The organism is Aphanothece stagnina RSMan2012 (assembly GCF_046764815.1).
In the GTDB taxonomy this organism is placed as follows: domain Bacteria; phylum Cyanobacteriota; class Cyanobacteriia; order PCC-6307; family Cyanobiaceae; genus NIES-981.
Genome location: NZ_JBKOUC010000001.1, coordinates 86,068 through 112,639, shown reverse-complemented (window position 1 = coordinate 112,639; position 26,572 = coordinate 86,068). Strand labels below are relative to the sequence as shown.

General features: G+C 68.8%; 27 protein-coding genes. 10 read left to right on the top strand and 17 right to left on the bottom strand.

Features of this window, described 5'->3' with window-relative positions; genetic code table 11:
* Positions 1–70: 70 nt before the first annotated feature.
* The 3 genes from ACLNEE_RS00580 to ACLNEE_RS00570 form a co-directional block, all read right to left on the bottom strand.
* Positions 71–712 carry a hypothetical protein gene (locus tag ACLNEE_RS00580; protein WP_411424540.1) on the bottom strand — a complete coding sequence of 214 codons (642 nt, stop codon included), beginning with the start codon at positions 710–712 and terminating at the stop codon, positions 71–73.
* A gap of 983 nt (positions 713–1,695) precedes the next feature.
* Positions 1,696–2,772 carry a ribbon-helix-helix protein, CopG family gene (locus ACLNEE_RS00575; protein WP_411423481.1) on the bottom strand — a complete coding sequence of 359 codons (1,077 nt, stop codon included), beginning with the start codon at positions 2,770–2,772 and terminating at the stop codon, positions 1,696–1,698.
* Positions 2,773–2,793: 21 nt separating this feature from the next.
* Positions 2,794–4,389: a DUF3370 family protein gene (locus ACLNEE_RS00570; protein ID WP_412006667.1), complete on the bottom strand. Its 1,596-nt coding sequence runs from the start codon at positions 4,387–4,389 to the stop codon at positions 2,794–2,796.
* Positions 4,390–4,780: 391 nt separating this feature from the next.
* Here ACLNEE_RS00570 and ACLNEE_RS00565 point away from each other — a divergent pair, with 391 nt between their 5' ends.
* The gene (locus tag ACLNEE_RS00565) at positions 4,781–4,972 is read left to right on the top strand and encodes a hypothetical protein (protein WP_411423479.1); all 192 of its coding nucleotides are present in this window, start codon (positions 4,781–4,783) and stop codon (positions 4,970–4,972) included.
* On the opposite strand, the gene ACLNEE_RS00560 is transcribed toward ACLNEE_RS00565, so the two are convergent.
* The 5 genes from ACLNEE_RS00560 to ACLNEE_RS00540 form a co-directional block, all read right to left on the bottom strand.
* A complete protein-coding gene (locus ACLNEE_RS00560) occupies positions 4,920–5,720 on the bottom strand; it encodes a sigma-70 family RNA polymerase sigma factor (RefSeq protein ID WP_411423478.1) in 801 nt (266 codons plus the stop codon). The two genes, ACLNEE_RS00565 and ACLNEE_RS00560, sit on opposite strands and share 53 nt — an antisense overlap.
* A 114-nt stretch (positions 5,721–5,834) precedes the next feature.
* On the bottom strand, positions 5,835–6,677 hold the full coding sequence (locus ACLNEE_RS00555; protein ID WP_411423477.1) for an ATP adenylyltransferase family protein: 843 nt from the start codon (positions 6,675–6,677) through the stop codon (positions 5,835–5,837).
* Positions 6,667–7,602 carry a SpoIID/LytB domain-containing protein gene (locus ACLNEE_RS00550; RefSeq protein WP_412006666.1) on the bottom strand — a complete coding sequence of 312 codons (936 nt, stop codon included), beginning with the start codon at positions 7,600–7,602 and terminating at the stop codon, positions 6,667–6,669. The genes ACLNEE_RS00555 and ACLNEE_RS00550 overlap by 11 nt, the downstream gene beginning before the upstream one ends.
* A 44-nt stretch (positions 7,603–7,646) precedes the next feature.
* Positions 7,647–8,600, bottom strand: a complete 954-nt coding sequence (locus ACLNEE_RS00545) for a PhzF family phenazine biosynthesis protein (RefSeq protein ID WP_411423475.1) — start codon at positions 8,598–8,600, stop codon at positions 7,647–7,649.
* Positions 8,597–9,532, bottom strand: a complete 936-nt coding sequence (locus ACLNEE_RS00540; protein ID WP_411423474.1) for an NAD(P)H-dependent glycerol-3-phosphate dehydrogenase — start codon at positions 9,530–9,532, stop codon at positions 8,597–8,599. Before ACLNEE_RS00540 ends, ACLNEE_RS00545 begins: the two co-directional genes overlap by 4 nt.
* Positions 9,533–9,595: 63 nt before the next feature.
* Between ACLNEE_RS00540 and ACLNEE_RS00535 the strand changes: the two genes are divergently transcribed.
* A complete protein-coding gene (locus tag ACLNEE_RS00535) occupies positions 9,596–10,390 on the top strand; it encodes an SDR family NAD(P)-dependent oxidoreductase (protein ID WP_411423473.1) in 795 nt (264 codons plus the stop codon).
* 31 nt (positions 10,391–10,421) lie between these two features.
* On the opposite strand, the gene ACLNEE_RS00530 is transcribed toward ACLNEE_RS00535, so the two are convergent.
* On the bottom strand, positions 10,422–10,814 hold the full coding sequence (locus tag ACLNEE_RS00530; protein ID WP_411423472.1) for a DUF2237 family protein: 393 nt from the start codon (positions 10,812–10,814) through the stop codon (positions 10,422–10,424).
* 114 nt (positions 10,815–10,928) lie between these two features.
* Here ACLNEE_RS00530 and ACLNEE_RS00525 point away from each other — a divergent pair, with 114 nt between their 5' ends.
* The gene (locus tag ACLNEE_RS00525; RefSeq protein ID WP_411423471.1) at positions 10,929–11,195 is read left to right on the top strand and encodes a hypothetical protein; all 267 of its coding nucleotides are present in this window, start codon (positions 10,929–10,931) and stop codon (positions 11,193–11,195) included.
* A 100-nt stretch (positions 11,196–11,295) separates the two neighbouring features.
* Here the strand turns inward: ACLNEE_RS00525 and ACLNEE_RS00520 are convergent, their stop codons facing one another.
* Genes ACLNEE_RS00520 through ACLNEE_RS00510 form a run of 3 tightly spaced genes read right to left on the bottom strand, consistent with a single transcriptional unit; the run spans position 11,296 to position 16,294 of the window.
* Positions 11,296–11,568 (bottom strand): small RNA NsiR4-regulated ssr1528 family protein, encoded by a 273-nt coding sequence (locus ACLNEE_RS00520; protein ID WP_411423470.1) that lies wholly within the window; start codon positions 11,566–11,568, stop codon positions 11,296–11,298.
* A 47-nt stretch (positions 11,569–11,615) separates the two neighbouring features.
* Positions 11,616–15,365, bottom strand: coding sequence for a methionine synthase (metH, locus tag ACLNEE_RS00515; protein WP_411423469.1), 3,750 nt, complete (start codon positions 15,363–15,365; stop codon positions 11,616–11,618).
* A gap of 11 nt (positions 15,366–15,376) precedes the next feature.
* A complete protein-coding gene (locus tag ACLNEE_RS00510) occupies positions 15,377–16,294 on the bottom strand; it encodes a branched-chain amino acid transaminase (RefSeq protein ID WP_411423468.1) in 918 nt (305 codons plus the stop codon).
* A 68-nt stretch (positions 16,295–16,362) separates the two neighbouring features.
* On the opposite strand from ACLNEE_RS00510, the gene cobN reads away from it, so the two are divergent.
* The gene (gene cobN / locus ACLNEE_RS00505; protein WP_411423467.1) at positions 16,363–20,145 is read left to right on the top strand and encodes a cobaltochelatase subunit CobN; all 3,783 of its coding nucleotides are present in this window, start codon (positions 16,363–16,365) and stop codon (positions 20,143–20,145) included.
* Between the two features lie 93 nt (positions 20,146–20,238).
* On the opposite strand, the gene ACLNEE_RS00500 is transcribed toward cobN, so the two are convergent.
* From ACLNEE_RS00500 to hemJ, 3 genes are read right to left on the bottom strand one after another with little or no spacing between them, the layout of a single operon-like run.
* On the bottom strand, positions 20,239–20,781 hold the full coding sequence (locus tag ACLNEE_RS00500; protein ID WP_412006665.1) for a hypothetical protein: 543 nt from the start codon (positions 20,779–20,781) through the stop codon (positions 20,239–20,241).
* Positions 20,782–20,811: 30 nt separating this feature from the next.
* Complete coding sequence (locus ACLNEE_RS00495; RefSeq protein ID WP_411423465.1) at positions 20,812–21,474, bottom strand: PHP domain-containing protein; 663 nt, start codon at positions 21,472–21,474, stop codon at positions 20,812–20,814.
* A gap of 5 nt (positions 21,475–21,479) precedes the next feature.
* A complete protein-coding gene (gene hemJ, locus ACLNEE_RS00490; protein ID WP_411423482.1) occupies positions 21,480–22,067 on the bottom strand; it encodes a protoporphyrinogen oxidase HemJ in 588 nt (195 codons plus the stop codon).
* 118 nt (positions 22,068–22,185) lie between these two features.
* Between hemJ and ACLNEE_RS00485 the strand changes: the two genes are divergently transcribed.
* Complete coding sequence (locus ACLNEE_RS00485) at positions 22,186–22,581, top strand: DCC1-like thiol-disulfide oxidoreductase family protein (RefSeq protein ID WP_412006664.1); 396 nt, start codon at positions 22,186–22,188, stop codon at positions 22,579–22,581.
* A gap of 70 nt (positions 22,582–22,651) precedes the next feature.
* Here the strand turns inward: ACLNEE_RS00485 and ACLNEE_RS00480 are convergent, their stop codons facing one another.
* Positions 22,652–22,966 (bottom strand): hypothetical protein, encoded by a 315-nt coding sequence (locus tag ACLNEE_RS00480; RefSeq protein ID WP_412006663.1) that lies wholly within the window; start codon positions 22,964–22,966, stop codon positions 22,652–22,654.
* A gap of 151 nt (positions 22,967–23,117) precedes the next feature.
* Here ACLNEE_RS00480 and ACLNEE_RS00475 point away from each other — a divergent pair, with 151 nt between their 5' ends.
* The 4 genes from ACLNEE_RS00475 to ACLNEE_RS00460 all read left to right on the top strand — a co-directional run bounded on the left by ACLNEE_RS00475 (position 23,118) and on the right by ACLNEE_RS00460 (position 25,882).
* Positions 23,118–23,696: a superoxide dismutase family protein gene (locus ACLNEE_RS00475; protein WP_412006662.1), complete on the top strand. Its 579-nt coding sequence runs from the start codon at positions 23,118–23,120 to the stop codon at positions 23,694–23,696.
* Positions 23,697–23,767: 71 nt separating this feature from the next.
* Entirely contained in the window at positions 23,768–24,721 is a 954-nt protein-coding gene (locus ACLNEE_RS00470) for an orange carotenoid-binding protein (protein ID WP_411423461.1), read from the top strand.
* Between the two features lie 19 nt (positions 24,722–24,740).
* Positions 24,741–25,649 (top strand): fatty acid desaturase, encoded by a 909-nt coding sequence (locus ACLNEE_RS00465; RefSeq protein WP_411423460.1) that lies wholly within the window; start codon positions 24,741–24,743, stop codon positions 25,647–25,649.
* The gene (locus tag ACLNEE_RS00460; RefSeq protein WP_411423459.1) at positions 25,556–25,882 is read left to right on the top strand and encodes a hypothetical protein; all 327 of its coding nucleotides are present in this window, start codon (positions 25,556–25,558) and stop codon (positions 25,880–25,882) included. Before ACLNEE_RS00465 ends, ACLNEE_RS00460 begins: the two co-directional genes overlap by 94 nt.
* Before the next feature lie 55 nt (positions 25,883–25,937).
* On the opposite strand, the gene ACLNEE_RS00455 is transcribed toward ACLNEE_RS00460, so the two are convergent.
* Positions 25,938–26,138 (bottom strand): hypothetical protein, encoded by a 201-nt coding sequence (locus ACLNEE_RS00455; RefSeq protein ID WP_412006661.1) that lies wholly within the window; start codon positions 26,136–26,138, stop codon positions 25,938–25,940.
* A 210-nt stretch (positions 26,139–26,348) separates the two neighbouring features.
* Between ACLNEE_RS00455 and ACLNEE_RS00450 the strand changes: the two genes are divergently transcribed.
* On the top strand, positions 26,349–26,561 hold the full coding sequence (locus ACLNEE_RS00450; protein WP_411423457.1) for a hypothetical protein: 213 nt from the start codon (positions 26,349–26,351) through the stop codon (positions 26,559–26,561).
* Positions 26,562–26,572 lie beyond the last annotated feature (11 nt).

Genomic DNA, 26,572 nt, shown 5'->3' with positions numbered 1-26,572 from the left:
TCAAGACTCGCGCTGGCCGCATCCGTTGTCTCAACCGAGACAGCCGATGGGGCCACCACCAGTCAGCGCCTCAACCGACGAAATCGAGGCGTGAGGCTCCCAGTGTTTCCCTGCCAGCAAGAAGGGCGACCAGGTCATCACCCTTGTTGCCCTTGTGAAAAATCCCAAGGCCAACGTCGCCGGCACGCTTGGTCATCGCAAACCGATACTCCGACCGGGAGCCGTGCAGCACGACCTCGTCACCCTTTCGGAAGTCCTCGATGATCGCAAAGGTGACATCCTTGGCGCGTCGGCTGCTCTTGAGATAGAAACTTCCCTTTTTCGAGCCCAGCACGAAGTCATCCTTGCCACGGCGACCACGCAGCCATTCCCGCGAGATGCCCGTACCGACCATGCGATCGGCACGGCGGGTGCCGACGATCCGCAGCACGCCGGGCTGGCTGTCATCGATGGTTCCATCCCCGCGCAACTTGAGACCTGAGGACGTGCTGATCAGCCCGGTGGGCTGAGAATCATCGACTGTTCCATCACCCCGGAGTTTGACGGGTACACCGTCGATGATGACGATGTCGTCATCGCTCGATGACCCCGATGAGGAAGAACTGTCATCCGAGCTGGAAGAGTCATCCGAGCCCGAGGACGACGAGGAATCGTCATCCGAACCACGCCGCAGCAGGGTCGTGACATCGTCAGAGGCGGTACGTTCAGTCATGGTGGATTCCCTCGGACAGGTGTGGTCAGAGCGCTCAGGTGGTGACACCGATCAGCGGCCTGGAAGGCCCTCTGGCGAGCTCTGGGGCAATCGGCGCAGGGGGCCCGGGGCTCAAGCTCTGTCACGAGCGATCCAGGGGCCGCCAGGTGCAGAGGCGGTCATGGATCCAAGCCTAGACCCTCTCTAGGACCCTGGCTGGGCCACCGAAAGACCGCAAGCCCCAGGGCGACCCACGCGGCCACAAGCCAGGAGTCCCAGCTACGAGGCGCAGCTGGACACGGAGCACGACTCACCCGGGCCAGTTGAGACAGCGGATACGGCTGCACGAGGGGGCGGGGACGGAGCTCGGGAATGCTGCTGAGGCTTCGCCTCCTGGCGGACCCATCACCTCCGACCACGGAGGAGGCGAACCCACGCAAAAGGCGCGGAAGCCAAGAGCAAAATTGATCTTGCTGGTCTTGTCCAGGACTAGGTACTGGTCTCAGCCAGACACCTGAACGGGATAGGCAAGAGGGCTGGAGGGTCTCGGCGCAGGCTCATCCTGGGCGCCAGCCTGCAGCGCCGGGCCTGAAGCGCGGTGGTGTTCCAGCTGCGTACCTGCAGTAGACACAGATACGCGAAGGGGGCATATGACGGCTATGACTGGACTCTGACGACGTGACCAGCCCTCCTGGACAGAGGCTCACGGACCTGTTGGCCAGAGCCGTCGAGGCGAGTTCAGCGTGTCAGCCGCGAATCCACCGAGGCCAAGACCGCATACCCAGCGCAGACAGAATCGACGAAAAAGAGCAGTCCCGGAGATCGCAGATGAGACCGTATGCAGGGAGCAGGGCAGGACCGCTCTGCGATTCATGAGACGTTCTGCGATCCTTGCCATTGGACACGCGCCTCGGCGCAGATCCGGGTGGATCTGAGGTCTGTCCCGCAAGGGACAGATGAGACGCACCACTGGTCTCGAGCCGAGACTTGACCAAGAGGACTGGTCAGCCGGTGCGGTACAACTCCTTCAGCAGTTGGTAGGCCTCATTGAGCCGCCGCATCGCCTCCTCGGAGCCGCCGGCGTCCGGATGCTGGGCGAGGGCCATCTGGCGGTAGGCCTCACGGATCTGGGGCAGGGTGAACCGCTGGCCCGGATCCGTGGGCAGTTGCAGGAGGCGAAGCGCGCCGTGCACCGTCATCGTGTGCTCCAGGGTCTGGAACGACGTCCCCCGCCTGCGCCGCCGGAAGCGATGCACGAAGCGTCGGATCAGGGTGGGGATGCGCAGCTCCAGTGTCGCGGTGCTGAAGGGGTCCTCCAGCACCCCCGCCATCACCATCACCCGCTCGAAGCTGGCCGGCCCGGGAAGCCAGCTCGGCGCCAGGGTCTGCAGCACATCGCTGGCCAGCGACCAGGTGAACGGCCGCCCTTCGCTCTGATCGCTCTGGGGCCAGAGTTCCTGGGCCATCCAGAGCATGGCCGCTTCCAGAACGGCCTCATTGGCTTCCTGGCCGTACAGCTCGAGCCAGTGTTCCCGGGCACGCTGCAGGGCACTGTCGATTCGCGTCGCCGAGACCTGGGGGAGCGGCTCCACCCGGCCCGGATCGCTGGTGGGTTCATGGTGAAGACTGCGGCGCAGCTGGTCCGTGCGTCGCTGCACGAAGCCAGGCAGATCGATGCCGCGGCTGGTTCGGCGCGCCGCGCGCTCGCCCTGCCCGGGGGGCGGATCGGGATGGTCATCAGGGTGATCGCGCTCCTGGTCCGCCAGCAGCTGCCCCCCCGAGCTGCGTCCCACCAGCACCAGGGCGCTGCTTTCATCAAACCGGCTGGGCGGTACCTCAGCCGGAGTGGTGAGCACGAGCTGGTGGGTCTGGCCGGCACTGCCAGCGCCTTCATCGGCCAGACCATCAGGGGAGTCCTCACCGTTCTCCTCGCCGTCGAGAAGGTTGTGGAGGAGGCGCTCCACGATGGCGCCGCGGCTGCGGCAGCCCAGTTCACCCTTGAGGGCATCCAGCCGCTCAATCAGCTCTGCAGAGAGCTGAAGGCTGATCTTGCGCCGGTCCTGCTGGTCGTCGTCAGCCACCGTCGTGCGGATTGCTCCCGCTCATCGCTGCATCAGATCCCGCATCATCTTGCGCTGGGCATCGAGCGCTTCCTGGTACCGATCGAGCAGGCTCTGGCTGACGGCCGGCGACGGGGTCCGGGAATTGGGGGAGGTTGCGCTGGGTGTCGCCCTCAGCACCGTGGTGGGGCGGGGAGAAGGCTCGCGCACGACAGGCGCCGCGGGTCTGGGCAGAACAGGCGGCTGGGGGCTCCTGGGCTGGGGGGCTCTGGGCTGGGGAGCTCTGGGCTGGGGAGCAGTGGCGGGTCGGGCGACGGGTGGGGTGGCTGGGGCCGCTGCCCTGGCGGCGGCCTGCAGGGCCTGGCTCTGCTGCACCCGGGCCAACTGGCTGGCAGGCACCACGCTGAGCAGGTGGCCGGGGGTGGCGTCAGCGGGATAGACCAGACTCACCCGGACGGGATTGGGCACCCCGGGGTTCAGGTTGAGCTGCGCCAGCGAGAGGCTCTCACCGGAGCGCAGACCGACATGGATCTCCTGCAGACCCTCGGGGGTGCGGACCTGCATGGAGCCCCGGAATGCCGTGAACGGGGGAGAGTTGCCTCCGGGGACCGGGTGGCTCAACACCAGCTCATAGGGACCGGAACCCTGAAGGTTCAGGTCGATGTCAAACCGCACCCCATAGGTACCGACGTTGTCGAGGGAGGAATCGATCATCCGGGTGGCCAGCTGGTTGACCTGGATATCTCGGGTACCGAAGTGGTGACGCTGGGTGCTGGTGAGGGGAACGTGCAGGGGGCCATCCCGGCGGAGATCGTGCTTGAGCTGGGCTTCGTAGGAGTCCCCGAGGGCCACGCCGCCGACGCGGGAGAAGATGCGACGGTTCTGAATCTCGGCGATGCGGTTGAGGTACACCCGGCCGGGGGCCAGGCGCCGCTGGTCGAGAACCGCCACCAGATCGGCATCGCTGCGGGGTTCGCTGGCGGCCACGACGGCCATCTGGAAGGGACCGGTGCTGCGCCCCCGCAGCAGGGCATTGGCAATCCCGAGGGCGGGCAGTTGGGTATGGAACAGAACGATCCTGCTCCGCGGCGGAATCGTCACCTGGTCGCTCAGGCGCTGATCCAGCTTGCCGCGCAGCATCTGCACCGCCGTGGCATCACCGGGACCGGTGTTCCAGGGACGGACACCCAGCGGCTTGACACCCATCAGGTTGTTGGCGAGGTAGGGCGCCTCGAAGCTGTTGCGCACGGCACCCCGCTCGAAACTGATCTGCACGGCTCGCTGGCCGGGGTTGATCAGGATCAGGCCGAGGGTGAGTTCGGTGCGCCGTTCCCCGGGCCGGATCTGGCTTCGGTACGTGGGGAAGTACTTGTGGTGCATGTGGATGCCGAACTCCCCGTTGAAGGTGTATTCGGCATTGCGCAAGGCCATCCCGTTCTCCGCCGCATAGGAGACACCGGGGGCCGTGCTGATCAGGATCCCCGGGCCCTCCACTTCCTCGGGCTGGTTGGAATGCAGCACCGGGACGGTGTTGAAGATGCCATTGAGGGGCCTGGCCCTCTGGCCGGCCATCAGGGCGACATCGGCGTGGGCTGAGGGGCACGGGGCGACGATCGCCGCAGCCACTCCCAGCACCATCAGGGGGCGCCAGGACGCTCCAAGCATGGAACCGGCAGGGCCTGCGGATTTCAAATGTTGTCGGGGGTAAGGGACAAGGGGCAGGTCATCCCCGATCCCTTCCTGGAACGTTCCCTGGACTCGGGAGCGGCGTCCTGGTTGAAGGGCTGGACGAACCTGGCGATCGGGAGCTCCGCGGAACTGGATGGCCCCGACCGAAGGCTGGGGGAAAAGGTTACCCGGGACCTCCGCTGACTGACGAACGCTGAGCACGCCGCGGACGGCCGGTCGGCCATGGCACAGGGTGGGCTGGAGGGCTGAAGGAGACAGGCGACCCAGCCGGTGGAGGGGACCCGGCCTCCCGGCAGCGGGCTTGTGCCCGCTAGAACCTTGGGGTTGATTCCATCGTCCCATGTTCCCCCCCTTCGCCTGCTGCAGCGACGGCGACCACGGTCGCGACTCCATGCGGCGTCACCAGGAACGCAAGCTGCGGATGCTGCGCTTCTGGAGGGACGGGGTGGAGCGTCAGCTGGCCGCCGTCACGGCCGCGATCAGCACCCTGGAACAGCAGATGCAGCGGGACGAGTCGGCGGCCTCGAACTGACCAGGAGTTCGCGCAGCCTGCCCAGGCCCTTGTGCAGACGTCGCTGCACCGTCATCGGGCTGACCTGCAGGGCCTCGGCCGTACGGCGATAGCTCCAGCCCCCGAGCACAACCCGCTCCACCACGCTCCTGAGGGGCTCCTCAAGAAGCTGGAGGATGCTGGTGGAGCTGCCGTCCCCGAGCGCGTCGCCGTCCCCCGGGTTCTCCAGCTGCCAGGTCATGGCTCCGGATCCCAGCGCGTCGTCGGCAGGCCCATCCTGATCCGACTGCGGCGGCTCGAGGTCTGCGTGGTTCCGGGGGGCATCCAGCGACTGGACCCGCAGCATCAGCTCGGCGGCGATCAGGCGGCACCAGTGGACCTGATCGACACCGAGGGCCTGCCGTAGCTCAGCCTCGCTTGCCGTCCGATGGTGGAGGGTCAGCCAGTCCCGGCGCAGCCGGGCCAGTTGCAGGCGCTGTTCGTCGATCCGCCGGGGCAGTCGGATCGGCTGGGCCACGTCCCGGAGGTAGTGGAGAACCGCACCCCGGATGTGGGGCCTGGCAAAGGCCTCGAAGGGGGTGGCTGACGCGTCGCGGTAGAGCTCGGCAGCCCGCAACAGCCCCAGCAGGCCCACCTGCACGAGGTCGTCCAGGGGCTCGTTGCACCGCTGGCGGTAATGCAGAGCGATCGGCCGCACCAGGTCGCGGTAACGGCTCACCCGCAGGTTGCGGGCCTCGATGGCTGCCGAAGGGGATGGAGAGGTGGTCATAGGAGGAGATGGAAGGGAGCGACGGCGTGGGTGCCGTCCCCCTTCCAGCCACGCCCCTGCTGGCCCGGGTTGACAACCGTGGCGCCACTGAACCCTGCCGTCCCGATCCCGGGCTCAGGGTCCGCCGGCCGCGAGCGGTGTGGCCACCCGGCGCAACAACTCCAGCGGGCCATGGTCCTGCAGCCAGGCGAGGTCGGAGTGCTCGGTGGCCAGCAGATAGCCGCCAAATCCCAGCGCGTTGACGCTGTAGCCGGCGCAGTGCTCCTGCCGGCGGCGCAGCATCAGGAACCAGTCGTCATCGAAGAGCAGGTTGTAGGGATGGCGCGGCTGGGGATGCAACCCAGGGCGACCGAGCCCGAGGGCCTCGGCATGGTCCCGGTACAGCCGGTCCAGCTCATCGGGGTCATCCGGAGCGCTCCGGCGGCTGAGCTGGAAGCTCCAGGGCCAGGGGAGCGGATCACCCCGCAGATGCCGTTGAAAGGCTTCGGCCAGGGGGCAGCTGGGCTGACCGGCGTGGCGGGGGAGCAGCTGCAGATGACGATGGGGCTGGCTGGCGCCGGCCTCGGCGCAGCTGTTGAAGAACCAGAACCCGCCCGTGTCGGTGGACACCTGGACCACGGCCTGCCAGTCGACGGGATCCAGCCAGCCGGCCTGGGATTGCCACTGCTGGCTGATCACCAGCAGGTGACCGGGTTGCACCGGAAACTTGTTGAGCAGCACGACGTGGGTGGTGCCGAGCCGCTCGAGTTCGAGCTCCGCGTCCCAGGGAAGGAACGGATTGGGCCTCGGGCCGCCCGGCCGGAGGTGCTTGGGGGTGCGGCTGAGCAGCCGGCGCAGCACGAAGGGCTCCAGCCCAGCCAGGGCGACCAGCTCGGTCTGCAGCGGCACGAGGGCACCGGCCGCCTCGGCATGCTGTGCCCGTTGAAGAGCGCCGCGCCAGAGCCTTTCAGCCCGCACCGGCCTTGAGGCGGGCCAGGGAAGCGCCCTGGTAGTAATGACCCAGGATCTGGTTGTAGCGGAACCCCTGCTGGGCAAGATCCTGGGCACCGTGCTGGCTCATGCTGGCGCCGAGGTGGCCGTGGGCTTCCAGGCTGATCTGGCGGTTGGCGGCGTAGAGACTCTCGACGATGGCCCCCTGGTAACTGAGGATCAGCCCGGCCGTGGCGGCCGTGGCCTGCCGGGTCCGGTCGGTGACACTCCCCTGGCCGCGGTAGGCCTGCCAGCGGGTCGTATCGCCCAGATGCCAGTGGCGGTTGGCCGGCCTGGCCATGTGGGCGAGGGCATAGGAGCGGGCCGCCACCGCCTGGGCGCGCAGGGCCTCCATGGACCAGCTGCTGGGCATCTCGGCGCCCACCACCGAGCTGATGTACTCCTCCAGCGCCAGGTGGTTCACCAACCTCAGCCCGGAGCTCTCCTGGATCAGCCGGAGGCGACCGCCATAGGGCTGACCGTTGACGAGCAGGGCCGGCCCGGTGGTCTGCAGCCAGGTCTCGGGGCCGGCCTGCCAGAGGGCACCCAGATCGACGCTCTGACCGGCCGCCCCCTGCTGCAGCAACTGGCCATCGCGGCTCAGCAGCTGCCAGGGCCCTTGAGCGGAGAGGCTGGGGCTGCCGCCGGCCCTGAGCAGTGCGACCCGGATCTCGAGATCCACAGGGTCCCCCGCCTCCGGCTCGGCCAGTCCCAGCTGGGGCGGGCGTGGAGCAGCGCCGGGAGCGGCGCGGCGGGCCTCGAGGTTGCGCAGCTGCTCAGCCGCGGCGGTCGTGTCCGGCGGCGGGGGTGGAACCGCCATCAGGGTGTCCAGCAGCTCCCCCTCCACCGCGGCATAGGGGCGCGGGGCGTGCCCCTGGGCGACGAAGCCCACGGTCACCGCCACCACCGCCATGGGGGTGGCGATCAGGAACTGGCGGGCAACCGGGGAACTGAGCCTCAGGCCAAGAGGCCATCCCAGCCGCAGCCGGCCCGGATGGCACCAGGAGGGGAGGGCTGGCCGGGGGATTCGCCCCCGCAAGCCCTGGAATCGAGATGCAAGGTTCCGTCCCACAGGAGATGGCCCGATCCGCACAGGCGGATCATGCCTGAAGATGCGTGTTCGCACAGCATCCCTCCTGGACGGTGGGAACACTGCCAGCCCGCGACGCGCTCCAGCGCCAGCCGCTCGAGCCACCACGGGGCCACCAGGGCATGGGCCGACCCGGTGACCGGATCTTCATCGATCCCCAGCCCGGGGGCCAGGAACCGCAGCTGATAGCGGCACGGCATGTCCAGCACCCTGGGGCCAGTGCAGGGGTCCAGGGGCTGCATCAGCACCAGGCCTCCCTGATCGGCTTCGGGGAGGTCGCGGGATGGCAGCACGGCCGTGGCCAACGCAGCGTCGGCGGGCAGCAGGCCCACCGTGTACCCCAGCGGTGACGTCCAGTAGCCCTCCAGGGCCGACTGGAGCCGCTCCTGCACGAACACCTCAAGGGCAGGAGATGGCCCGGCGGGGATCAGCCCGGAGCTGGGCAGCACGATCTGGGCGACGCCGTCGACTGCCGCGTCCAGCTGGGCCCACAGGGGACCGCTGCGGCTGTGAAGCGTCAGCGGTTGCCCGGCCGCGAGCCGGCCCCAGTGGCCCAGGGCCAGCACGGCCGCCAGGGTTCCGTGCCCGCACAGGGGCACCTCGCAGGTGGGCGTGAACCAGCGCAGCAGCCACTGCCCCCCGTGCGGGAGCAGGAACGCCGTCTCGGACTGGTTGAGGCTGCGGGCCAGCGCCTGCATCTCCCCGTCCTCCAGGGGACGATCCAGCAGCACCACGGCGGCCCCGTTGCCTTCACAGGGCCTGGAGGCGAAGGCCTCCACCAGCACGGCAGGGTGGAGGCCTGGGTCGGCGGCCCGGCTCATGGCTGCCGCTCCGACCTGAGATCCCGTTCCATCAGCGCCTGGACGGCCTCCCGGGGAAGCGCGCTGCCCTGGAGCACCCGCACCACCTGCGCACAGATCGGCAGGGACCAGCCATGCCGCTGCGCCAGACCCACCGCCGCACGGGCGGTGCGCGGCCCTTCCACCGTCGCGCCGATGCGCCGTTCCGCCTCGGCGGGCTCCAGGCCCTCGGCCAGGAACAGCCCGAAGCGGTAGTTGCGGCTGAGCTCACTGGTCGCCGTGGCCAGCAGGTCCCCCAGCCCGGCCAGGCCGTACAGCGTGCTGCAACGCCCCCCCAGGCCCTCCAGCACCACGCCGATCTCCGCCAGGCCGCGGCAGAGGAGGGAGGCCCGGGCATTGGCACCCAGGCTGAGGCCATCGGAAATCCCAGCCGCCACCGCCATGACGTTCTTGAGGGCACCGGCGACCTCCGTGCCCACCGGATCGTCATTGGTGTACAGCCGCAGGCTGGGGCCGCTCAGCCGGAGCTGAAGATCGGCCGCCAGGTCCGCCCGGTCGCTGGAGAGCACACTCGCGGCCGGCAAGCCGCGCCGAAGCTCCGTGGCGAGGTTGGGACCACTGAGCACCAGCAGGGGGACCTGGGGGGGGAGGTGGCGGCGCCAGAGCTGGGTCGGGGTGGCCAGCCGGTCGAGGTCGATGCCCTTGCTGCAGCTCAGCAGCGGTATGGCGTCAGGCCAGTGGCCGGCCAGCTGCAGGCCGATCGGTTCGATTCCCGCCATCGAGACGGCCGCCACGACCAGCTCGGCCTCGGCCAGCAGGTCCGGGGGGAGGGGGCCATCCCGGCGGGACCAGGAGCGGATGCTGTGCCCCTGGCCGCTCCAGAGCGCCGCCAGGGTCTCCCCCCAGGCCCCACGGCCGAGCAGGGCGATGCGAAGGCCCAGGCGGAGGCCCATGGACAGCGCGTGTCGTCGGGGAGCTCCAGGTTGCCATCATGCGGATCCCCGGAGGCTGCGGCCGTGTCCAGTCCCCAGCCCCCCCTCGCCGACTGGGTCGGCCGGGCCCTCGTGGTGGGCTGCGGCGGGATCGGCAGGGCGCTGCTCGCCGAGCTGGAGCAGCGGGCCCCCGGCCTGCAGCTGGTGGGGGCCTCCCGTCATGACTTCCGCCGTGACGTTCGCCGCGACTCCCGCGAGGACGTTCGCAGCGGCGAGAAGGCCTCCTGGGAACGGGTGAGCCACTGGCCGCTCGACCTCACCGACGACGGCAGCCTCGCCCGCCTGGGCGATGCCCTGCAGGATGGTCCGCCGCTGCGGCTGGTGCTGAACACGGCCGGGGTGCTGCACGACGGAACCCTGCGGCCCGAGAAGCGGCTGGCCCAGGTGTGCCGGGCCAACCTCGAGCGCAGCTTCGCCGTCAACGCCTTCGCCCCGGTGCTGCTGGCCCAGGCCGTCGAACCGGCGCTGCCCCGCCAGGCCCCCTTCCATTTCGCCAGCCTCTCGGCGCGGGTCGGCAGCCTCGGCGACAATCGGCTCGGCGGTTGGTACAGCTACCGCTCCGCCAAAGCCGCCCAGAACCAGCTATTGCGCACCCTGGCCCTGGAGTGGAGCCGGCGCCTGCCGCTCGGCTGCGTCAGCCTGCTCCATCCGGGTACGACGGCCACGCCGCTGTCAGCACCGTTCCAGGCCTCCGTCCCGCCGGAGCGGCTGTTCAGTCCCCAGCGCGCGGCCCGGCACCTGCTGGCGGTGCTGAACGGTCTCGGACCAGAGCAGAGCGGTGGCTTCTGGGCCTGGGACGGCCAGCCGATTCCGTGGTGAGACGATGGCGTATCACTGAGCCTTTGGCCTCTCAGGCGGCGTGCTGGCGGAGGATCTCGAGGGGGATCAGCGCGAGCGTGCTCTCCTCCGTCGCCTCCAGACGCACCGGCGGCGCCATGCCGTCCTCGTAGGCCTCGAGCCATCGCGGCGCACACACGCACCAGTGGTCGCCGGGCCTCAGACCGGCAAAGCCGTACTGGGGAGCTGGCGTGCTGAGATCGTTGCCCTGGGCGCGGCTGTAGCTGAGGAAGGCGTCGTTGACCACACAGCACACGGTGTGGAGGCCCAGATCAGCACCGTTGGTGCGGCAGGAACCATCCCGGAACCAGCCGGTCATCGGCTCACAGCCGCAGATCGTCAGCGGTTCGCCCAGCACATTGCGGGCGGTCGGAGCAGAGGTGTCGGAGGCGCTGGGCTCGCTCACGGCGGCGCGGAACGCGAAGGCCCATCAGTCTGGCGAATGTGACGGACTGCCCGCCAGACGAAGAAAGTTGGCCCGGGAGGTTGACGGCTTCCGGGGGGTAGGCGTTAAAGGTCGTTGACCGCGTTCCCTCTGTCGTTCGACGCGCCCCCCTTCATGAGCTGGGAATTCAACGAAGACGCGGCCTTCCTGGCCCTCTGCGATGCCTACAAGGAAAGCGGGGAGCCCTCCGCCATGGAGTTCCTCGCCCACGGTGAAGGCGCATTCCACTTCCAGGAACTGACCCAGAACGCCGCCGGCGAGGGTCTGGACCTCAGCGACTCCTCCGACCTCGAGGAGTTTCAGCAGGAGGTCATCGAGGCCCTTGAGGAGATGTGCAGCTGAGCCGCTGACTGCAATCCAGCTGAGCCGCTCGCGCTCTGCCCTCGGCGTCGCTCCATCCCCGGGGGCTCGGCGTGACCGCCGCGGGGGCAGCCCAGCCGGGTCAGCCGTAGAAGAAGGCGATCTCCCTGTCCTTCAGACCGTCCCATCCGGCGGCCTTCAGGCGGGCATCGAGTTGCTCCTGATCCAGATGCTTCGAGCCCGTCTTGACCACCCGGTTGCGCATTGATTTGGTGACGCCGGAACGGGCCCGCTGGCTCTCCAGCGCCATCACCTCGTTGTAGAGGGCCAGCATCTCTGCAGGAATCGGCGAGCCATCGAGATCCACCCCGGCCTTGATCGCAGCGTCGACACCGTCAGGACCGGCGATGGCCATGGGAACAAGGGCGGGAGGGTCACCACGCTAGGCCGAAGGGGGTGGCCTCAGGCACTGAAATAGCGGGCCTTGCTGTGGAGCGCCACCAGGGCCGTGGTGCTCTGCTCCGGCTCGAGCTGGTCGCTGTCATCCATCGTCAGACCGATGCGCTCAGCCCCCAGCCAGGCGAGCTGCTGGCGCGAGTCGGCCACGTTCGGGCAGGCGGGGTAACCGAAGGAATAGCGGCTGCCGCGGTAGCGCTGGGCCAGCACATCCCGCAGGGTGGCGGGCTCCTGAGCACCGAAGCCCAGCTCCCGGCGGATGCGGGCATGCACCCATTCCGCCAGGGCTTCGGCCATCTGCACGGCCAGGCCGTGGAAGTAGAGGTAGTCGGTGTACTGATCCTGCCGGAACAGCTGCTGGGCGAAACGGGTGGCCTCCTCTCCCATGGTCACCGCCTGCATCGGCAGCACGTCGCTGGGGGCTGGATCGGCGCCGGGTGTCAGCTGCAGATCGCGGTAGAAGTCGGCGATGCAGTAGCGGTTGCCGGCCCGCTGGCGGGGCAGCTCGAAACGACCCACCGGGGAGGCGCGCCTGGCGGGGTCGAAGACCACCACGGCGTTGCCGTCCCGGCCGCAGGGGAAATAGCCATAGACCACCCGCGGGGTCAGCAGCCCCTCGGCCAGGCAGCGGCGCTGCCACTGCTGCAGCACAGGCTCGGCCTTCTCGGCGAGCATCGCCTCGTAGGCCTCCCGGCTCTGCTGCTGGGTCTTGCGCAGCTGCCACTGGCCGGCGAAGAGGGCCGAGCGATCGAGGTAGGCGAACACCTCTTCGAGGTCGATGTCAGCCTCGGTGAGCACCCGGCTGCCCCAGAAGGGTGGCTCCAGGGCGGGCTCCTCCGGCACCGCCGCGGAGCGGTGGTCATTCGGTGTGGACGCCACCGGGGCCCCTGGCGCGGACTCCTCCTGGCTGTCCGGATCGGCAGGGTCAGCGGCGCTGGCGGTGTCGGTCGCGGTCTCGGTGGCGGTGTCGGTGGCGGTGTCGGTGGCGGTGTCGGTGGCGGCCCGGGGATCCCCGAGCCCCAGCCCTTCGGGTGCCCCGTCGAGGAAGCCCTGCCGGTCATCCCAGCGACCCGCAGCCTTGGCGTCCATCAGGGCATCCATGAAGCGCAGGTCGGCGAAGGCATCGCGGCCGTAGACCACCTGGCCCCGGTAGGCGGCACGACAGTCGCCGTGGACGAATCGGGGCGTGAGAGCGGCTCCCCCGAGAATCACCGGTGCGGCGATCCCGACCTCGTTGAAGGCCTCCAGGTTGTCCTTCATGAAGGCCGTGGATTTCACCAGCAGACCACTCATGGCGATGCAGTCGGCCTGGTGATGCTGCTGGGCCTCGATGATCGCCTCACAGCTCTGTTTGATGCCCAGATTGATCACCTCGTAGCCATTGTTGGTGAGGATGATGTCGACCAGGTTCTTGCCGATGTCATGCACATCGCCCTTCACGGTGGCGATCAGAAACTTGCCCTTGCTGCTGCTTTCCCCTTCCACACGCTCCATGTGGGGCTCGAGCTGGGCCACCGCCGCCTTCATCGTTTCGGCGCTCTGCAGCACGAAGGGCAGCTGCATCTGACCGGAGCCGAACAGCTCCCCGACCACCTTCATACCCTCCAGGAGGAAGGTGTTGATGATGTGGAGCGCCGGATGGCTCTGCAGGGCCTCCTCCAGGGCGGCCTCCAGGCCGATGCGCTCGCCGTCGATGATGTGCTGGCGCAGGCGTTCCTCCACCGGCAGATCGGCGAGTGAAGGACCCGCGGCTCTGGCCTCCTTGGCACTGACGCCTTCGAACAGGGTGGTCAGGACGGTGAGCGGGTCGTAGGTGCAGATGGCACCGGCGGCTTCGCTCTCGAAGCGCCGGCGGTCGTAGATCAGATCCCGGCAGATCTGCTGGTGTTCCTCACTGATCTTGACCAGCGGCAGGATCTTGGCCGGACTGACGATCGCCGCATCCATGCCGGCCTCGCAGCAGTCATGCAGGAAGACGGAGTTGAGCACGATCCGGGCGGCGGGGGAGAGACCGAAGCTCACATTGCTGACCCCCAGCACCACGTGAACCCCGGGCAGCTTGTCGCGGATCTGGCGGATCGCCTCCACCGTGGCCGCCCCGTTCAGACGGTCCTCTTCGATTCCCGTGGAGATCGGCAGGGCCAGGGGGTCGTAGAAGATTTCGTGGGCGGGGATGCCGAACTCCAGGGCATCGCGGTAAGCACGCTGCGCGATGGCGAACTTGCGTTCGGCCGTGCGGGCCATCCCCTCCTCATCGATGGTGCCCACCACGACGCCGGCGCCGTAGGCCTTGGCCAGCTCGAGCACCTTGAAGAAGCGTTCATCCCCGTCTTCGTAGTTGGTGGAGTTGAGGATGCACTTGCCGCCGGCCACCTTGAGACCGGCCTCCATCTTCTGCCACTCGGTGGAGTCGAGCATCAGCGGCAGATTCACATTGGTGACCAGCCGGCTCACCAGCTCGCGCATGTCGCGCTCTCCGTCTCGGCCCACATAGTCGACGTTGACATCGAGGACGTGGGCGTTCTCCTTCACCTGGCCGCGGGCGATCGCCACCAGGCCATCCCAGTCGTCCTCGGCGAGAAGTTCGCGCACCTTCCTGGAGCCGCTGGCGTTGAGCCGCTCCCCGATGATCAGGAATGAGTTGTCCTGCAGGTAGGGGGTGGTGGCGTAGATCGAGGCGGCCGCCGGCTCGTAGTGCAACAGGGGCCGCGGCGCTCCATCCTCGCGGGCATCAGAGCGGCGCACCGGCCGGGGGGCGGGGCTCATCTCGGCCGCCAGTTCGGCGAGGGCGCCGATGTGGGCCGGGGTCGTGCCGCAGCAGCCACCGATCACCTGCACGCCGAGGTCCTCGACGAAGTGCAGCAGCTGCATCTTCATCTCCAGCGGTGTCAGCCGGTAATGGGCCACGCCGCCGATGTTCTCCGGCAGGCCGGCATTGGGGATGCAGCTCACCACAAACGGGCTGTGCTCGCTGAGGTAGCGGATGTGCTCCTTCATCTGCTCCGGCCCGGTGGCGCAGTTGAGGCCGAGCACATCGATCGGGAACGGCTCCAGGATCGCCACCACGGCAGCGATGTCCGAGCCCACCAGCATGGTGCCGGTGGTTTCCATGGTCACGCTGACCATCAGCGGCCGGTGCTGGCCCGTCGTCGCAAAGGCGGCCTCGATGCCCTGCAGCGCCGCCTTGATCTGCAGCACGTCCTGGCAGGTCTCCACGATGAACAGATCCACATCGCCGGCCAGCAGGCCTTCGGCCTGCTCCTGGAAGGAGGCCTTCATCGTGTCGAAGTCGACGTGCCCGAGGGTGGGCAGCTTGGTGGTGGGGCCCATGGATCCGGCCACGAACCGCGGCTTCTCCGGAGTGCTGTAGGCATCGGCCATCTGGCGGGCCAGCTCCGCCGCCCGCCGGTTGATCGCGAAGGCCTGGTCGGCGATGTCGTATTCGGCCAGCACCAGGGAGGTGGCTCCGAAGGTATCCGTCTCGATCACATCGGCACCCACCTCCAGAAACTGCCGGTGGACAGCCTGCACCGCGTCGGGACGGCTGAACACGAGAACTTCGTTGCAGCCCTCCAGGGCAGCCCCACCGAAATCCTCGGCGGTGAGGTCCATCTGCTGCAGGGAGGTGCCCGTGGCCCCGTCGAAGACCAGCACCGGCCGATCGGGGCCGTGCAGGCGCTCGAGAAAGCCGGGTCTGCGGCCCGGCTCCGCCTGACCGCTGGGGGATGGGGTGGCCGGTGGGTTGGCGAGGGTCATCGGGCGGGGCCTCAGCTGTCGATGCGGATCCGCGTCACCCAGTGGTCATAGGCGGGATCACGGCCTTCCGTGATCAGGGTCAGCCGCTCGCGGAGGCTCTCCATCACGGGACGTTCCAGGGGGAGGTCGGTGGTTTCCACCCGACGGACCGGGGTGACCTTGGCTGCGGTGCCGCTGAGGAAGACCTCGTCGGCCACGAACAGCTCGCTCTTGTCGACGGCCCGCTCGATCACCTCGAGGCCCATGGCCCGGGCGAGTTCGATGACGCTGGCCCGGGTGATGCCCTCAAGGATGTCCTGGTCGACGCCGGGGGTGATCAGCTGGCCGTCGCGCACGATGAAGAGGTTCATGCCGCTGGCCTCACTCACCTTGCCGCGACTGTTCATCAGGATCGCTTCATCGAAACCGCTCTTGACCGCTTCGGTCTTGGCCAGCGAGCTGGTGATGTAGGCACCGCTGATCTTGCCGCGCAGGGGCAGGGAGCGGTCCTCCTGACGGGTCCATGAACTGATCCGGCAGCTCACCCCCTCAGGCGAGAGGTAATCGCCGAGCTCGAGTCCATAGATCAGGAAGTTCGTCTCGATGTTGTGCAGACGCGGGGCAATGCCCAGATCGCTGGTGTAGACGAACGGACGCAGATACACCGGGCAGGCCGGCTGGTTCGCGACCAGAAACGCACGGATGGCGTGGTGGATCGTCTCCTCGCTCAGATCGGTCAGCAGCAGCCGCGCGCTCTGGCTGAGCCGACGGGCATGGCGGTCGGCCCGGAACAGCAGGATCTCGCCCGGGTCCGATGGGTTCGGGAGCGCCCGCATCCCGCCGAAGGCCCCGGTGCCGTAGTGGAGCGCATGGGTCGCCACCGACAGGGTGGCGTCCTCGAACCGCACGCACTCGCCATGGAACCAGGCGTAGGGCAGGAACTGGTGCATGGCGGAGGGAGGTACGGGCAGGAGCTGGATGGCCCCGATCTTCTCACCGCAGCCAGCAGGATGGGTCCATGCACAGACTGGCGGCGATTCCGGGGGGCGGCGACGAGCCCGATGGCGGCAGCTATGTGGAGCAGCCACCGGCGCCGGTGCTGCTGCTGACCAGTGCCGACACCGATCTGGTGAGCGTCGATCGGGCCCTGGCCAGGGAGCCCGACCTGCTGGGCGCGGAGTTGCGGGGCCTGAATCTGGCCGCCCTGGGCCATCCGGCCCTGATCGATCACTACCTGGCCAGCACCGTGCAGCAGGCACGGCTGGTGGTGGTGCGGCTGCTGGGGGGGCGGGGGCACTGGAGCTACGGGCTGGCCCGGCTCGAGGACTGGGCCCGCGAGCGGCCCGGCCGGCGGCAGCTGGTGGTGCTGGCCGGCACGGCCGGCGACGAGGAGCTCCTCGCCCGCAGCGGCACGGTGGCACCGGAGCTGGCCCGGGCCCTCGCCCAGGGACTGCGCGAGGGGGGGAGCCGGAACGTGCGGGCGGTGCTGCAGGCCCTCGGGGGGCTCCTGCGCGGCGAACAGCCCCCCCCGCCATGCGTGGAGCGCCAGGCGGACCCCCTGCCGCACGACTGGCGTGCGGAGCCCGGCCCCCGGGTGGGTGTCATCGCCTACCGGGCCCTGCTGCAGGCCGGTGACCTGGCGCTGATGGAGGCGACCCTGGACGCGCTGCGGCGCGGGGGACTGGTTCCCCGGGCCCTGTGGGTCAGCAGCCTGCGGGACCCGGCCGTGCAGCAGGGGGTAGGGGATCTGCTGGAACGGGAAGGGGTCGAGGCCGTGCTGTGCTGCACCTCCTTCGCCTCGGTGCAGTTCGAGGAAGCCGGCCTCGGTGCGCCGCTCTGGGACTGCCTCGGGGTACCTGTGCTGCAGCTGCTCTGCAGCAGCCAGCCCCAGCGGCTCTGGCAGGCCAGCAGCATCGGCCTGGCCCCCACCGACCTGACCCTGCAGGTGGCCCTGCCGGAACTGGACGGCCGCATCACCACCCGCATCGGGGCCTTCAAGGAGACCGAGGGGGCCAGTGACCGCCTGGTGTCGGCACTGCAGGGCTACAGGCCCGATCCGGAACGCCTCGACTGGATCGCCACCCTCACCAGCCAGTGGGTGCGGTTGCGGCAGACCCCGCCAGCGCAGCGTCGGATTGCGCTGGTGCTGGCGAACTATCCCAACCGGAACAGCCGAGTGGCCAATGGGGTCGGTCTCGACACACCGGCCTCCACGGCCCTGATGCTGCAGTGGCTGCGGGAGGCCGGCTACAGCCTCGGCGGCACGACGGACGCCGGGGGCTGCGACCTGCCGGCCGATGGCGATGCCCTGATCGAACGCCTGCTGCGCGGGCTGAGCAACGACCCCGAGAGCATTCACCGCCCTGCGCTGGCCCACCAGGACCTGGTCGGTTACCGGAGCTGGTACGACACCCTGCCCCTGGAGGGGCGTCAGCGGCTGGAGGCGGTGTGGGGCCCGCCCGAACGGGATGCCGGGCTGGCCAGGCCGTCCGATGGGCCGCCGGGCTTCCCGGTCCGCGGACTGGCCTTCGGCCATGTGGTGGTGCTGCTCCAGCCGGAACGGGGCTACGGCCGCGACCCGAGCCTCAGCTACCACTCCCCCGACCTGCCCCCCACCCACGCCTACCTGGCGCAGTACCTCTGGCTGCGGCAGACCTTCGCCGCCCATGCCGTCGTGCATGTCGGCAAACACGGCAACCTCGAATGGCTGCCTGGAAAGGGGCTTGGCCTCTCGCCGCAGTGCTTTCCGGAATGGGCCCTGGGCCCCATGCCCCATCTCTACCCGTTCATCGTCAACGATCCGGGCGAAGGGTCCCAGGCCAAGCGGCGCAGCCAGGCGGTGATCCTCGACCACCTCACCCCGCCCCTCGGCCGGGCTGGGCTGCATGGCGATCTGCAGCGGCTGGAAACGTTGCTCGATGAGTACTGGGAGGCCTGCCAGCTGGGCAGCGCCCGCAGCGCCCCCCTGCGGGCCACCCTGCTGGAGCTGCTCCAGCAGCTGGAGCTGCCCCTGACAGCCTTGGCTGCCGAGGCGGATCAGGACGCCAGGCTCGACGCGGCGGACGGCTACCTCTGTGAGCTCAAGGAGGCCCAGATCCGCCTGGGGCTCCACACCTACGGCCAGCTGCCCGGAAGCGAGCGGCTGGCCGAACTGCTCCTGTGTCTGGCGCGCGCACCCCAGGGCGGGGTGGCGGGTCTCACCCAGGCCCTGGCCCGGGACCTGGGCCTCGCGTTCGACCCCTGGACGGACCCGGAGGAGCAGCCCCTGGAGGCCGCCGATCTACAGCGGTTGCGGGCGGCCGGACTGAACGCCACGAGCCGGCTGCGCTGTGTCGGAGACGGGGTGGCGCTGTTGGAGGAGCGGGCCCTGGAGCTCTGCCGCCTGGTGCTCGCGGCGCCGCGCGAAGGGCCTGCCGAGGAGTGGGCAGCTGCCGACGAGGGCACGCCGGGCCCGGCCACCGCGGCAGTGGTGGCCAACCTGCAGCAGCAGTGGAAGCCCCGGCTGCTGGCCTGTGCCGATGCCGAACGGCGGGCCCTGCTGGAGGGGCTGGAGGGCCGGCGCATTGCCGCCGGCCCGGCGGGGGCGCCCACCCGGGGGCGCCCGGATCTGCTTCCGACCGGCCGCAACTTCTATTCCGTCGATCTGCGCGGCCTGCCCACCGAGGCCGCCTGGGACCTGGGCCGACGCAGCGCGGAGCTGCTGCTGGAGCTCCACCTCCAGGAGGAGGGGGAACATCTGCGCAACCTGGCCCTCTCCGTCTGGGGCACCAGCACGATGCGGAACGGCGGCGAGGACATCGCCCAGGCCCTGGCCCTGCTGGGGGTCCGTCCGGTCTGGGACGGACCCACCCGGCGCCTGGTGGACCTGGAGGTGATTCCACTGCGGCTGCTGGGGCGCCCCCGCGTCGATGTGACCCTGCGGATCTCGGGTCTGTTCCGCGACGCCTTTCCCCAGCTGGTGGGCTGGATGAACCGGGCCACGGCGATGGTGGCCGCCCTGAGCGAAGAGGGCAGCGCCAATCCCCTGGCCGAGGCCGCCCGGCAGGACGGTCACAGCGCGCGCGTCTACGGCTCAGCGCCGGGGGCCTACGGAGCCGGCCTGCAGGGGCTGATCCACAGCGGGGAGTGGGACAGCCGCGCGGATCTGGGCGAGGCCTTTCTGAGCTGGAGCTGCTGGCGTTACGGGCCGGCGGGCGACGGGGCCCCCGGGATGATCGATGCCGCAGCGGATCGGCAGGGCCTCGAGCAGCGACTGGGGGCGGTGCAGGTGGTGCTGCACAACCAGGACAACCGGGAGCACGACCTGCTGGATTCCGACGACTATTACCAGTTTCAGGGCGGGCTGAGTGCGGCCGCCGAATCTCTGCAGGGATCAGCCCCGGCCCTGTGGTTCGGCGACCATTCGCGCAGCAGCAGGCCGCGGCTGCACCGGCTGGAGAAGGAGTTGGACAAGGTGCTGCGCAGCCGGGTGCTCAATCCCCGCTGGATCCAGGCGATGCGGGAGCACGGCTACAAGGGGGGATTCGAGATGGCCGCCAGCCTCGACTACCTGTTCGCCTACGACGCCAGCACCGGACGGGTACCGGACTGGAGTTACGGCGCCCTCTGGGAGAGCTGGCTGGGCGATGGAGAGGTGCGCCGCTTCCTGGAGCGCGCCAACCCCTGGGCCCTGCGGGACATGGCCGAGCGACTGCTGGAAGCCCATCACCGGGGCCTCTGGGAGGGGGCCACCGAAGCGCAGCTCCGGGGACTGCGGCAGCTCGTGCTGGAGAGCGAAGCCCTCATCGAGCAGCGCCCCTGACCAGCCAGGGACGCTGAAGAGGGCCCTGAAGAGGGCGCCGAATGGAGCCCTGACGGCGGCCGGCCGGATGGGCGGTGCGGGGTGGGCGCCGGTTCAGCTGTTGAGCTCGCGCACCATCTGGCGGAAGGGATCGATCTCACCGGGCTTGGCCGGAGCCTGCTGGGCGATCTGGGGCTGGGACGCCGCTGCGCTGGAGGCCTGGTCGGCCTCCTTCTTGATGGCCGCGGGGCCACCGGGCACGTTCACGCCCACGGCTGATCCCTTGCGGCGCTGCTCCAGCTGGGCTGGCGACATCTGCTGGGCAAAGGTCTTCTTCACCGGCTTGGGCACCCCGCCGGTGAGGTTGATGTCGGCCTCGGCGCGGCCCGCGCCGGGCAGGCCTTCGGACATCTTCTCGACCTTGGCCTCCATCGAGGAGACCTCCGCGACCATCTCCTTGGTACCAGGGCTGGCGGCGGTGCCCGGGAACGTGTGGCGGATCGTGTTCGACCGCTTCATCAGGTTGACGTCACCCAGGCTGCTGGAGGCATCGGCATCGAGGAACACTGCCTCCGACTGCTTGCGGGGGTTGGGCTTGGCGGCAGGGGCGCTGTTCGCGCCGGAGCCGGAAGAGAACAGGCGATCAAACAGACCCATCGACAGGCAAGGGGAAAGCGTCAGCAAACCCTAGCGGCCGTGGAGGTGCAGACCATGGGTATCCGTACCACAACTCATCAATAGCCGCCGCTGCGAGAGCTCCCGGGCGATGCTCTCGCACACCAGGGGGGTGGGCGACCAGCGTGGCTGGAGGCCGTAGTCGTACCAGGCCTCGGCCCCATCGAAGCCCAGCCGGTCGGCGGCGGCGATCAGCCGCTGGAAGGGCAGCCGGTACCGGGCGGGATGGGCGAGCAGGGCCAGGCCCTCGGCCGCATGGATGGCCTCCACCACAGCCTCGGCCCGCAGAGCCGCTCCGACCACCGCCTGGCCCTGCAGATAGGCGTGCAGGCTCGGGTGCTCTTCGGCGAATCCCAGGCCCAGCACGTGGACGAGGCATCCCTCGAGCAGGCAGCTGATCTCCACCCCGCGCCACAGGGTGGGAGCCGGGCGGCCCTCGCCGGCGGCCCGCTCGAACGTGGCGTGGATCTCGCCATGGGCTCCGGTCGCATGGTGATCGGTCACGGCCAGGTGCTCCAGACCGAGGGCGAGCGCCTGGTCCGCGAGGGCCGCGGGGGCAAGGCTGCCGTCGCTGCAGGTGGTGTGGCAGTGGAAGTTGAACCGGGTCGGACAGCTGGCGGGATCGACCTGCCGCAGCACGGCGGCAAGGGGATGGGCAGAACGCGCAGCCGCCATGCCGCTCAGCCTTCTGCGGCCAGGCGCTCGGAGCGGAGCCGACGCCAGCGGGCATAGAACTGGATCGAGGCGGCCATGAACACCACCAGCGCCACCATGAACCAGGTGGCGGCTCCGGTGGGGAACTGGTCCTTGAACACCACCAGCATCACCACGATCACCAGCAGCAGGGTGGGCAGTTCGTTGAGGGCGCGGAGCTGCCGGCCATTCCACTGGCACTCCCGCCGCTGCAGCTGCCCCATCAGGCGGTAACAGAAGGCGTGGTAGGCGAGCAGCGCGGCCACGAAGGCGAGCTTGGCGTGCATCCAGCTCTGATGCAGCCAGGTGGGCGTGACAGTGAGCAGACCGACGGCACAGACCACGGCCACCACCATGCCCGGGGTGGTGATGATGTTGGCCAGCCGGCGCTCCATCAGGCCGTACTGCGCCTCGAAGGCCTCGCGCAGGGGGGGATCCAGCTCCGCGGCCTCCCGGTGGTAGATGAACAGGCGCACGAGGTAGAAGAGCCCCGCGAACCACACCACCACCCCCACGATGTGGAGGGTCTTGAACCACAGATAGGCCTGCGGAGGCCAGGAGAGGGCGAGCAGCATGCCGCTCTGGAAGGGTCGGTTCAGGGTAGGGGGAGGCGCCCCCTCTGACGGGGAGGCTTCAGCAGCGGAGCGAACGTGCTGCAAGGTGGACGATCGAATCCTGGCTTCCCCTTCTCCCGTGACCCCGGCCTCCTCCCCCATGGTTCTGGTGTTCGACGGCGGCTGCCCGTTCTGCCGCCACTTCGCTGAACTCAGCGAGCTGCGCAGCGGCATTCCAGGGCTGGCCATCCGTGATGGTCGGGCGGATGGCTCCCTGCGCCATCAACTGGCCGCCCGCGGTTTCCACCTGCGGGATGGGGCCGTGGTGCTCGACGGCGATCGGGTCCTGCACGGGGCCGAGGCGCTGGCCTGGATCAGCGCGCGCATGAGACCCAGCTCAGCGCTCCTCCAGGTGCTGGCGCCGCTGATGGCCGGAACGGGCCGCGCCAGGCTGCTCTACCCCCTGCTGCTGCTGGCTCGACGCGCGGCCCTGGGCTGGCGGGGCCTGCCGGTCGATCCGGACGGTCGTCCCTGAAGGGGAAGGCCCAGGAGGCGACCCTCAGGGGGAAGTGTTCTGCCGCTGGGCGTGGCGGTGGCTGGCGCCGTCACACGGTGTCCTGTCGGGCCCGGACGCCCGCCCTGCCGGCCTCCCAGGCCGTGACGGCGGCGATCAGCAGGAATCCCCCCAGGCCGATCAGTCGGCTGCGCTGAAGACGATCGGCCATCAGCACGGGATCCAACCCCTGGGTCTGCATGGCACCGGCCACGAACCAGAGTGTCGCAATCGCCGAGGTGAGCCAGTAGGCCCTCCAGCGTCGCTGGTAGATGTAACCGGTGCCCAGACCCGGCACGAGATTCAGCACCACGGCAAGCCAGACGCTTGCCGCGGCCAGGATCTGCGGCTTGGTGGCGGTGGTCATGCGGGCAGGTCGGCAAAGGGCGAATGGAATGGCGGGACCGGAGAGGCGGAACGGCCCAGGGCGACGGGACGGCAGTGCTCACCCGTGGTCCATGCCTAGCGCAGGCCGCCACTGCCTAGGGTCTTCCCGGAACCACGGTGGAGCCGAGGGCATGGAGCTGCGGCAAGGTGTTGGGCACGAGTCACCCTGGAACCCCGCCCTGCTGGCGGTGCTCCTGGCCTGCCTGCTCAGCCTGCTGCTGTTTCTCCCCCTGGCAGCGGGAGCTGATCAGGAGCTCCGGGTTGCCCTGCGCAGGATCGACGCGGAGGGGGTGCACGCAAGCCTCGGCTCGCTCAGCCTGCGGGACAGCCCCGAGGGGCTGGTGATCCTGCCGGATCTGCAGGACCTGCCACCCGGCGAGCATGGTTTCCACCTCCATGCCCTCGGTGACTGCGGCCCCGGCGACGCTGAGGAGGGCCCGGTGGCTGGCCTCAGCGCCGGGGGGCACTGGGACCCCGACGGCAGCGGCCATCACCTCGGCCCGGACGGCAACGGACACCGGGGAGACCTGAGCCGCCTGGTGGTGGCCGCTGATGGCAGCGCCCGTCTGCCGGTGCGCGCCCCCCGACTCCGGGTGGGGGATCTGGCGGGCAAAGCCCTGATCGTGCATGCCGGCGGTGACACTTACAGCGACACCCCGCCGCTTGGGGGTGGGGGTGCCCGCATCGCCTGTGCCGTGGTGCCCGGCTGAAGCCGCTGCAAGCGGGTTCAGCGCAACGTCTAGGTTGGGGAGGGCTACACATCAACTGGGAGACATGAACCATGTTCACAATTGAGAAGGCCACAAAGATCTTTCCGGAAACGCTGCAGGCGGACGTGGTCCCCGCCATCACGGCGCGCTTCAGGCTGCTCAGCGCCGAAGACCAACTTGCCCTGATCTGGTTCGCCTACCTCGAAATGGGGCGTACCATCACCATTGCAGCCCCCGGCGCGGCCCGGATGCAGTTTGCCGAGGGGGTGCTGAATGAAATCAAGGCGATGGACTTCGCCCAGCAGAGCCAGGCGATGTGCGATCTGACCAATCGCACGGACACACCGATCTGCCGCACCTACTCCAACTGGTCTGTCAACATCAAGCTGGGTTTCTGGTACCAGCTGGGCGAGTGGATGGCTCAGGGAATCGTGGCACCGATTCCTGAGGGTTACCGCCTCTCCGCCAATGCGACCGCCGTGCTCAATTCACTGAAGGAAGTGGATCAGGGGCAGCAGATCACCCTGCTGCGTAACTTCGTCGTGGACATGGGCTACGACCCCGAGAAGGGCGAAGGACAACGGGTGATGGAGCCTGTTGTGAACCCCACGCCCGAGGAGAAGCGGGTCAAGGTGTTCATCGAGGGCGTGATCAACCCGACGGTGAATAATTATATGGATCTGCTGAATGCGAACGATTTCGACAATCTGATCAAACTTTTCCTGCCGGACGGTGCTCTGCAGCCGCCCTTCCAGAAGCCAATCGTGGGAACCGATGCAATCCTGCGGTTCTTCCGGGAAGACTGCCAGAACCTCCGACTTCTGCCGGAGCGTGGCTATGCCGAGCCCACCGAGGGCGAATTCACCCAGATCAAGGTGACCGGCAAGGTGCAGACCCCCTGGTTCGGTGCCGGTGTGGGCATGAACGTGGCCTGGCGCTTTCTGCTGAACCCGGAAGGCAAGATCTACTTTGTGGCCATCGACCTGCTGGCCTCGCCAGCCGAACTGCTGAAGTTCGCCCGTTGAGCACAACGCTGAAGCCCCCATGCTTCAGGCCGATGCCGTGATCCCGACCCGCTACGGGGGACTGCTGCCGGCCGCCGCCATCGTGCTGGGCTGGCTGATCACCCTGGTCAGCCTGCTCAGACTCGAGGTGCTCGAGCTGGCCTTCCCCCTGCTGGCCCTGGCCGTGCTCGGCCGCACCATGCTCCAGACCGGACTGTTCATCGTGGGCCACGATGCCATGCATGGTGTGCTGCTGCCGGACCACCCGCGCTGGAACATCAGGCTGGGCGCCCTCTGCCTGGGGCTGTATGCCGCCCTGCCCTATGGCCCATGCCAGCGGAACCACCATCAGCACCACCAGGCGGAGGCGACGCCGGGGGATCCCGACTTTCACCCTGATCCGCAGGCAGGCCTGCTGCGCTGGTATCTGCGCTTCATGGGGGGCTACCTCTCGCCGCGCCAGATGGGCCGGCTACTCGGCGGCTGGGCTCTGCTCGGCCTGTTCTGCCGTCTCGGCGGAGCGCACAGCTGGAGCAGCGCCTGCACCACCGTGCTGCTGCTCTGCACGCTGCCCCTGCTGCTCAGTTCGCTTCAGTTGTTTGCCTTCGGCACCTATCTTCCCCACCGCCACCAGCGCGCCGGCTCGGCAGGGCGTAACGGCCAGGGCGCCGCAGCCACGAGTCTGGACCTGCCGGTGTGGGCATCCCTGCTGGCCTGTTACCACTTCGGCTACCACCGGGAGCACCATGAGCAGCCGAGCCTGCCGTGGTTCGCCTTGCCGCAGCACAGGCTCGCGGCGGGCCGTGGAACCTCGGTAGCCTTGAATACACGATCATCCCGGGATGCCCCTACGCCATGGAGACCACGCTGGAGGGCTGGACTGAAACCGAACAGTCGATCGCCCGTGATGCCTTCGACCGTGCCTACAGCCGAGCGATCGACCAGCTGATTCAACGGGTCAGAGCCAGTGTGGAGGGTCTTGAGACTGCCGAAACGGTCTGGAAACTCCACGACTACCTCAGCATCGAACGCCACACCATCGAAGGGCGTTTCGACTTCCGCCTGCAGGGGATTCTGTTCGTGTTCGCCAGCCTGGTGAAGGAGGGCCTGCTCGACCTTGACGAACTGTCGGGACTCGAAGCGCAGAAGCTGGCGAAGATCGAGGCAATGTCGAGGTTCTGAACCCCACTGCCCCAACTCAGTGCCGTACCTCAGTGCAGCATGTCAGTGCCGCGCCTCAGGGAAGAAAACCGAGATCCTGAAGCTGGGGGATGAGCCAGCCTGGGATGCCGTCATTCTCCCATTTCCAGAAATCGCCCCGGCCCAGGTACACGGGCTCACCGGAGCGATAGGCCTGGGCAACGGTGGAAAGATCCAGCTGTTCCAGAGCATCTTCGCGGCTCACCCGTCGGACCCGTTCAGCTGGGGACATGGTCATGGAACCAGGCGAGGCACAACGGGAAAGCTGGAGCCGAGAGTCTGAGGCAGCCAGAACGATCAGCGGGGCATGTTCTGAGGAGAACGTCCTGAGGAGAACGGCTGGCGCAGAGGGATCGGCGACGTACGCAGCTTGCCATCGTACCGGCACCGCCCCAGCCGAGCGGCGATCGGCACACGCCACAGTGGGACACAGCACGGCAGCACTGCCATGGGATCCCTCAGCGCCGAAACCCTGGCCCTGGTGCTGTGGTGCGGCATGGTGCTGATCAAGCTGGCTGGCCTGATCCGCTGGTGGCGGCAGCGCCCGGGTTCGGAGCTCAGCCATGGATTCAGCCTTGAAGTTCAGCGCCGGGGCCTCACCCTCGGCGGGAGGCCAGCCGTTGACCAGGCTGCAGGGCTGGACCCTGATGGCTCGACCTGAACGGAGCGGGA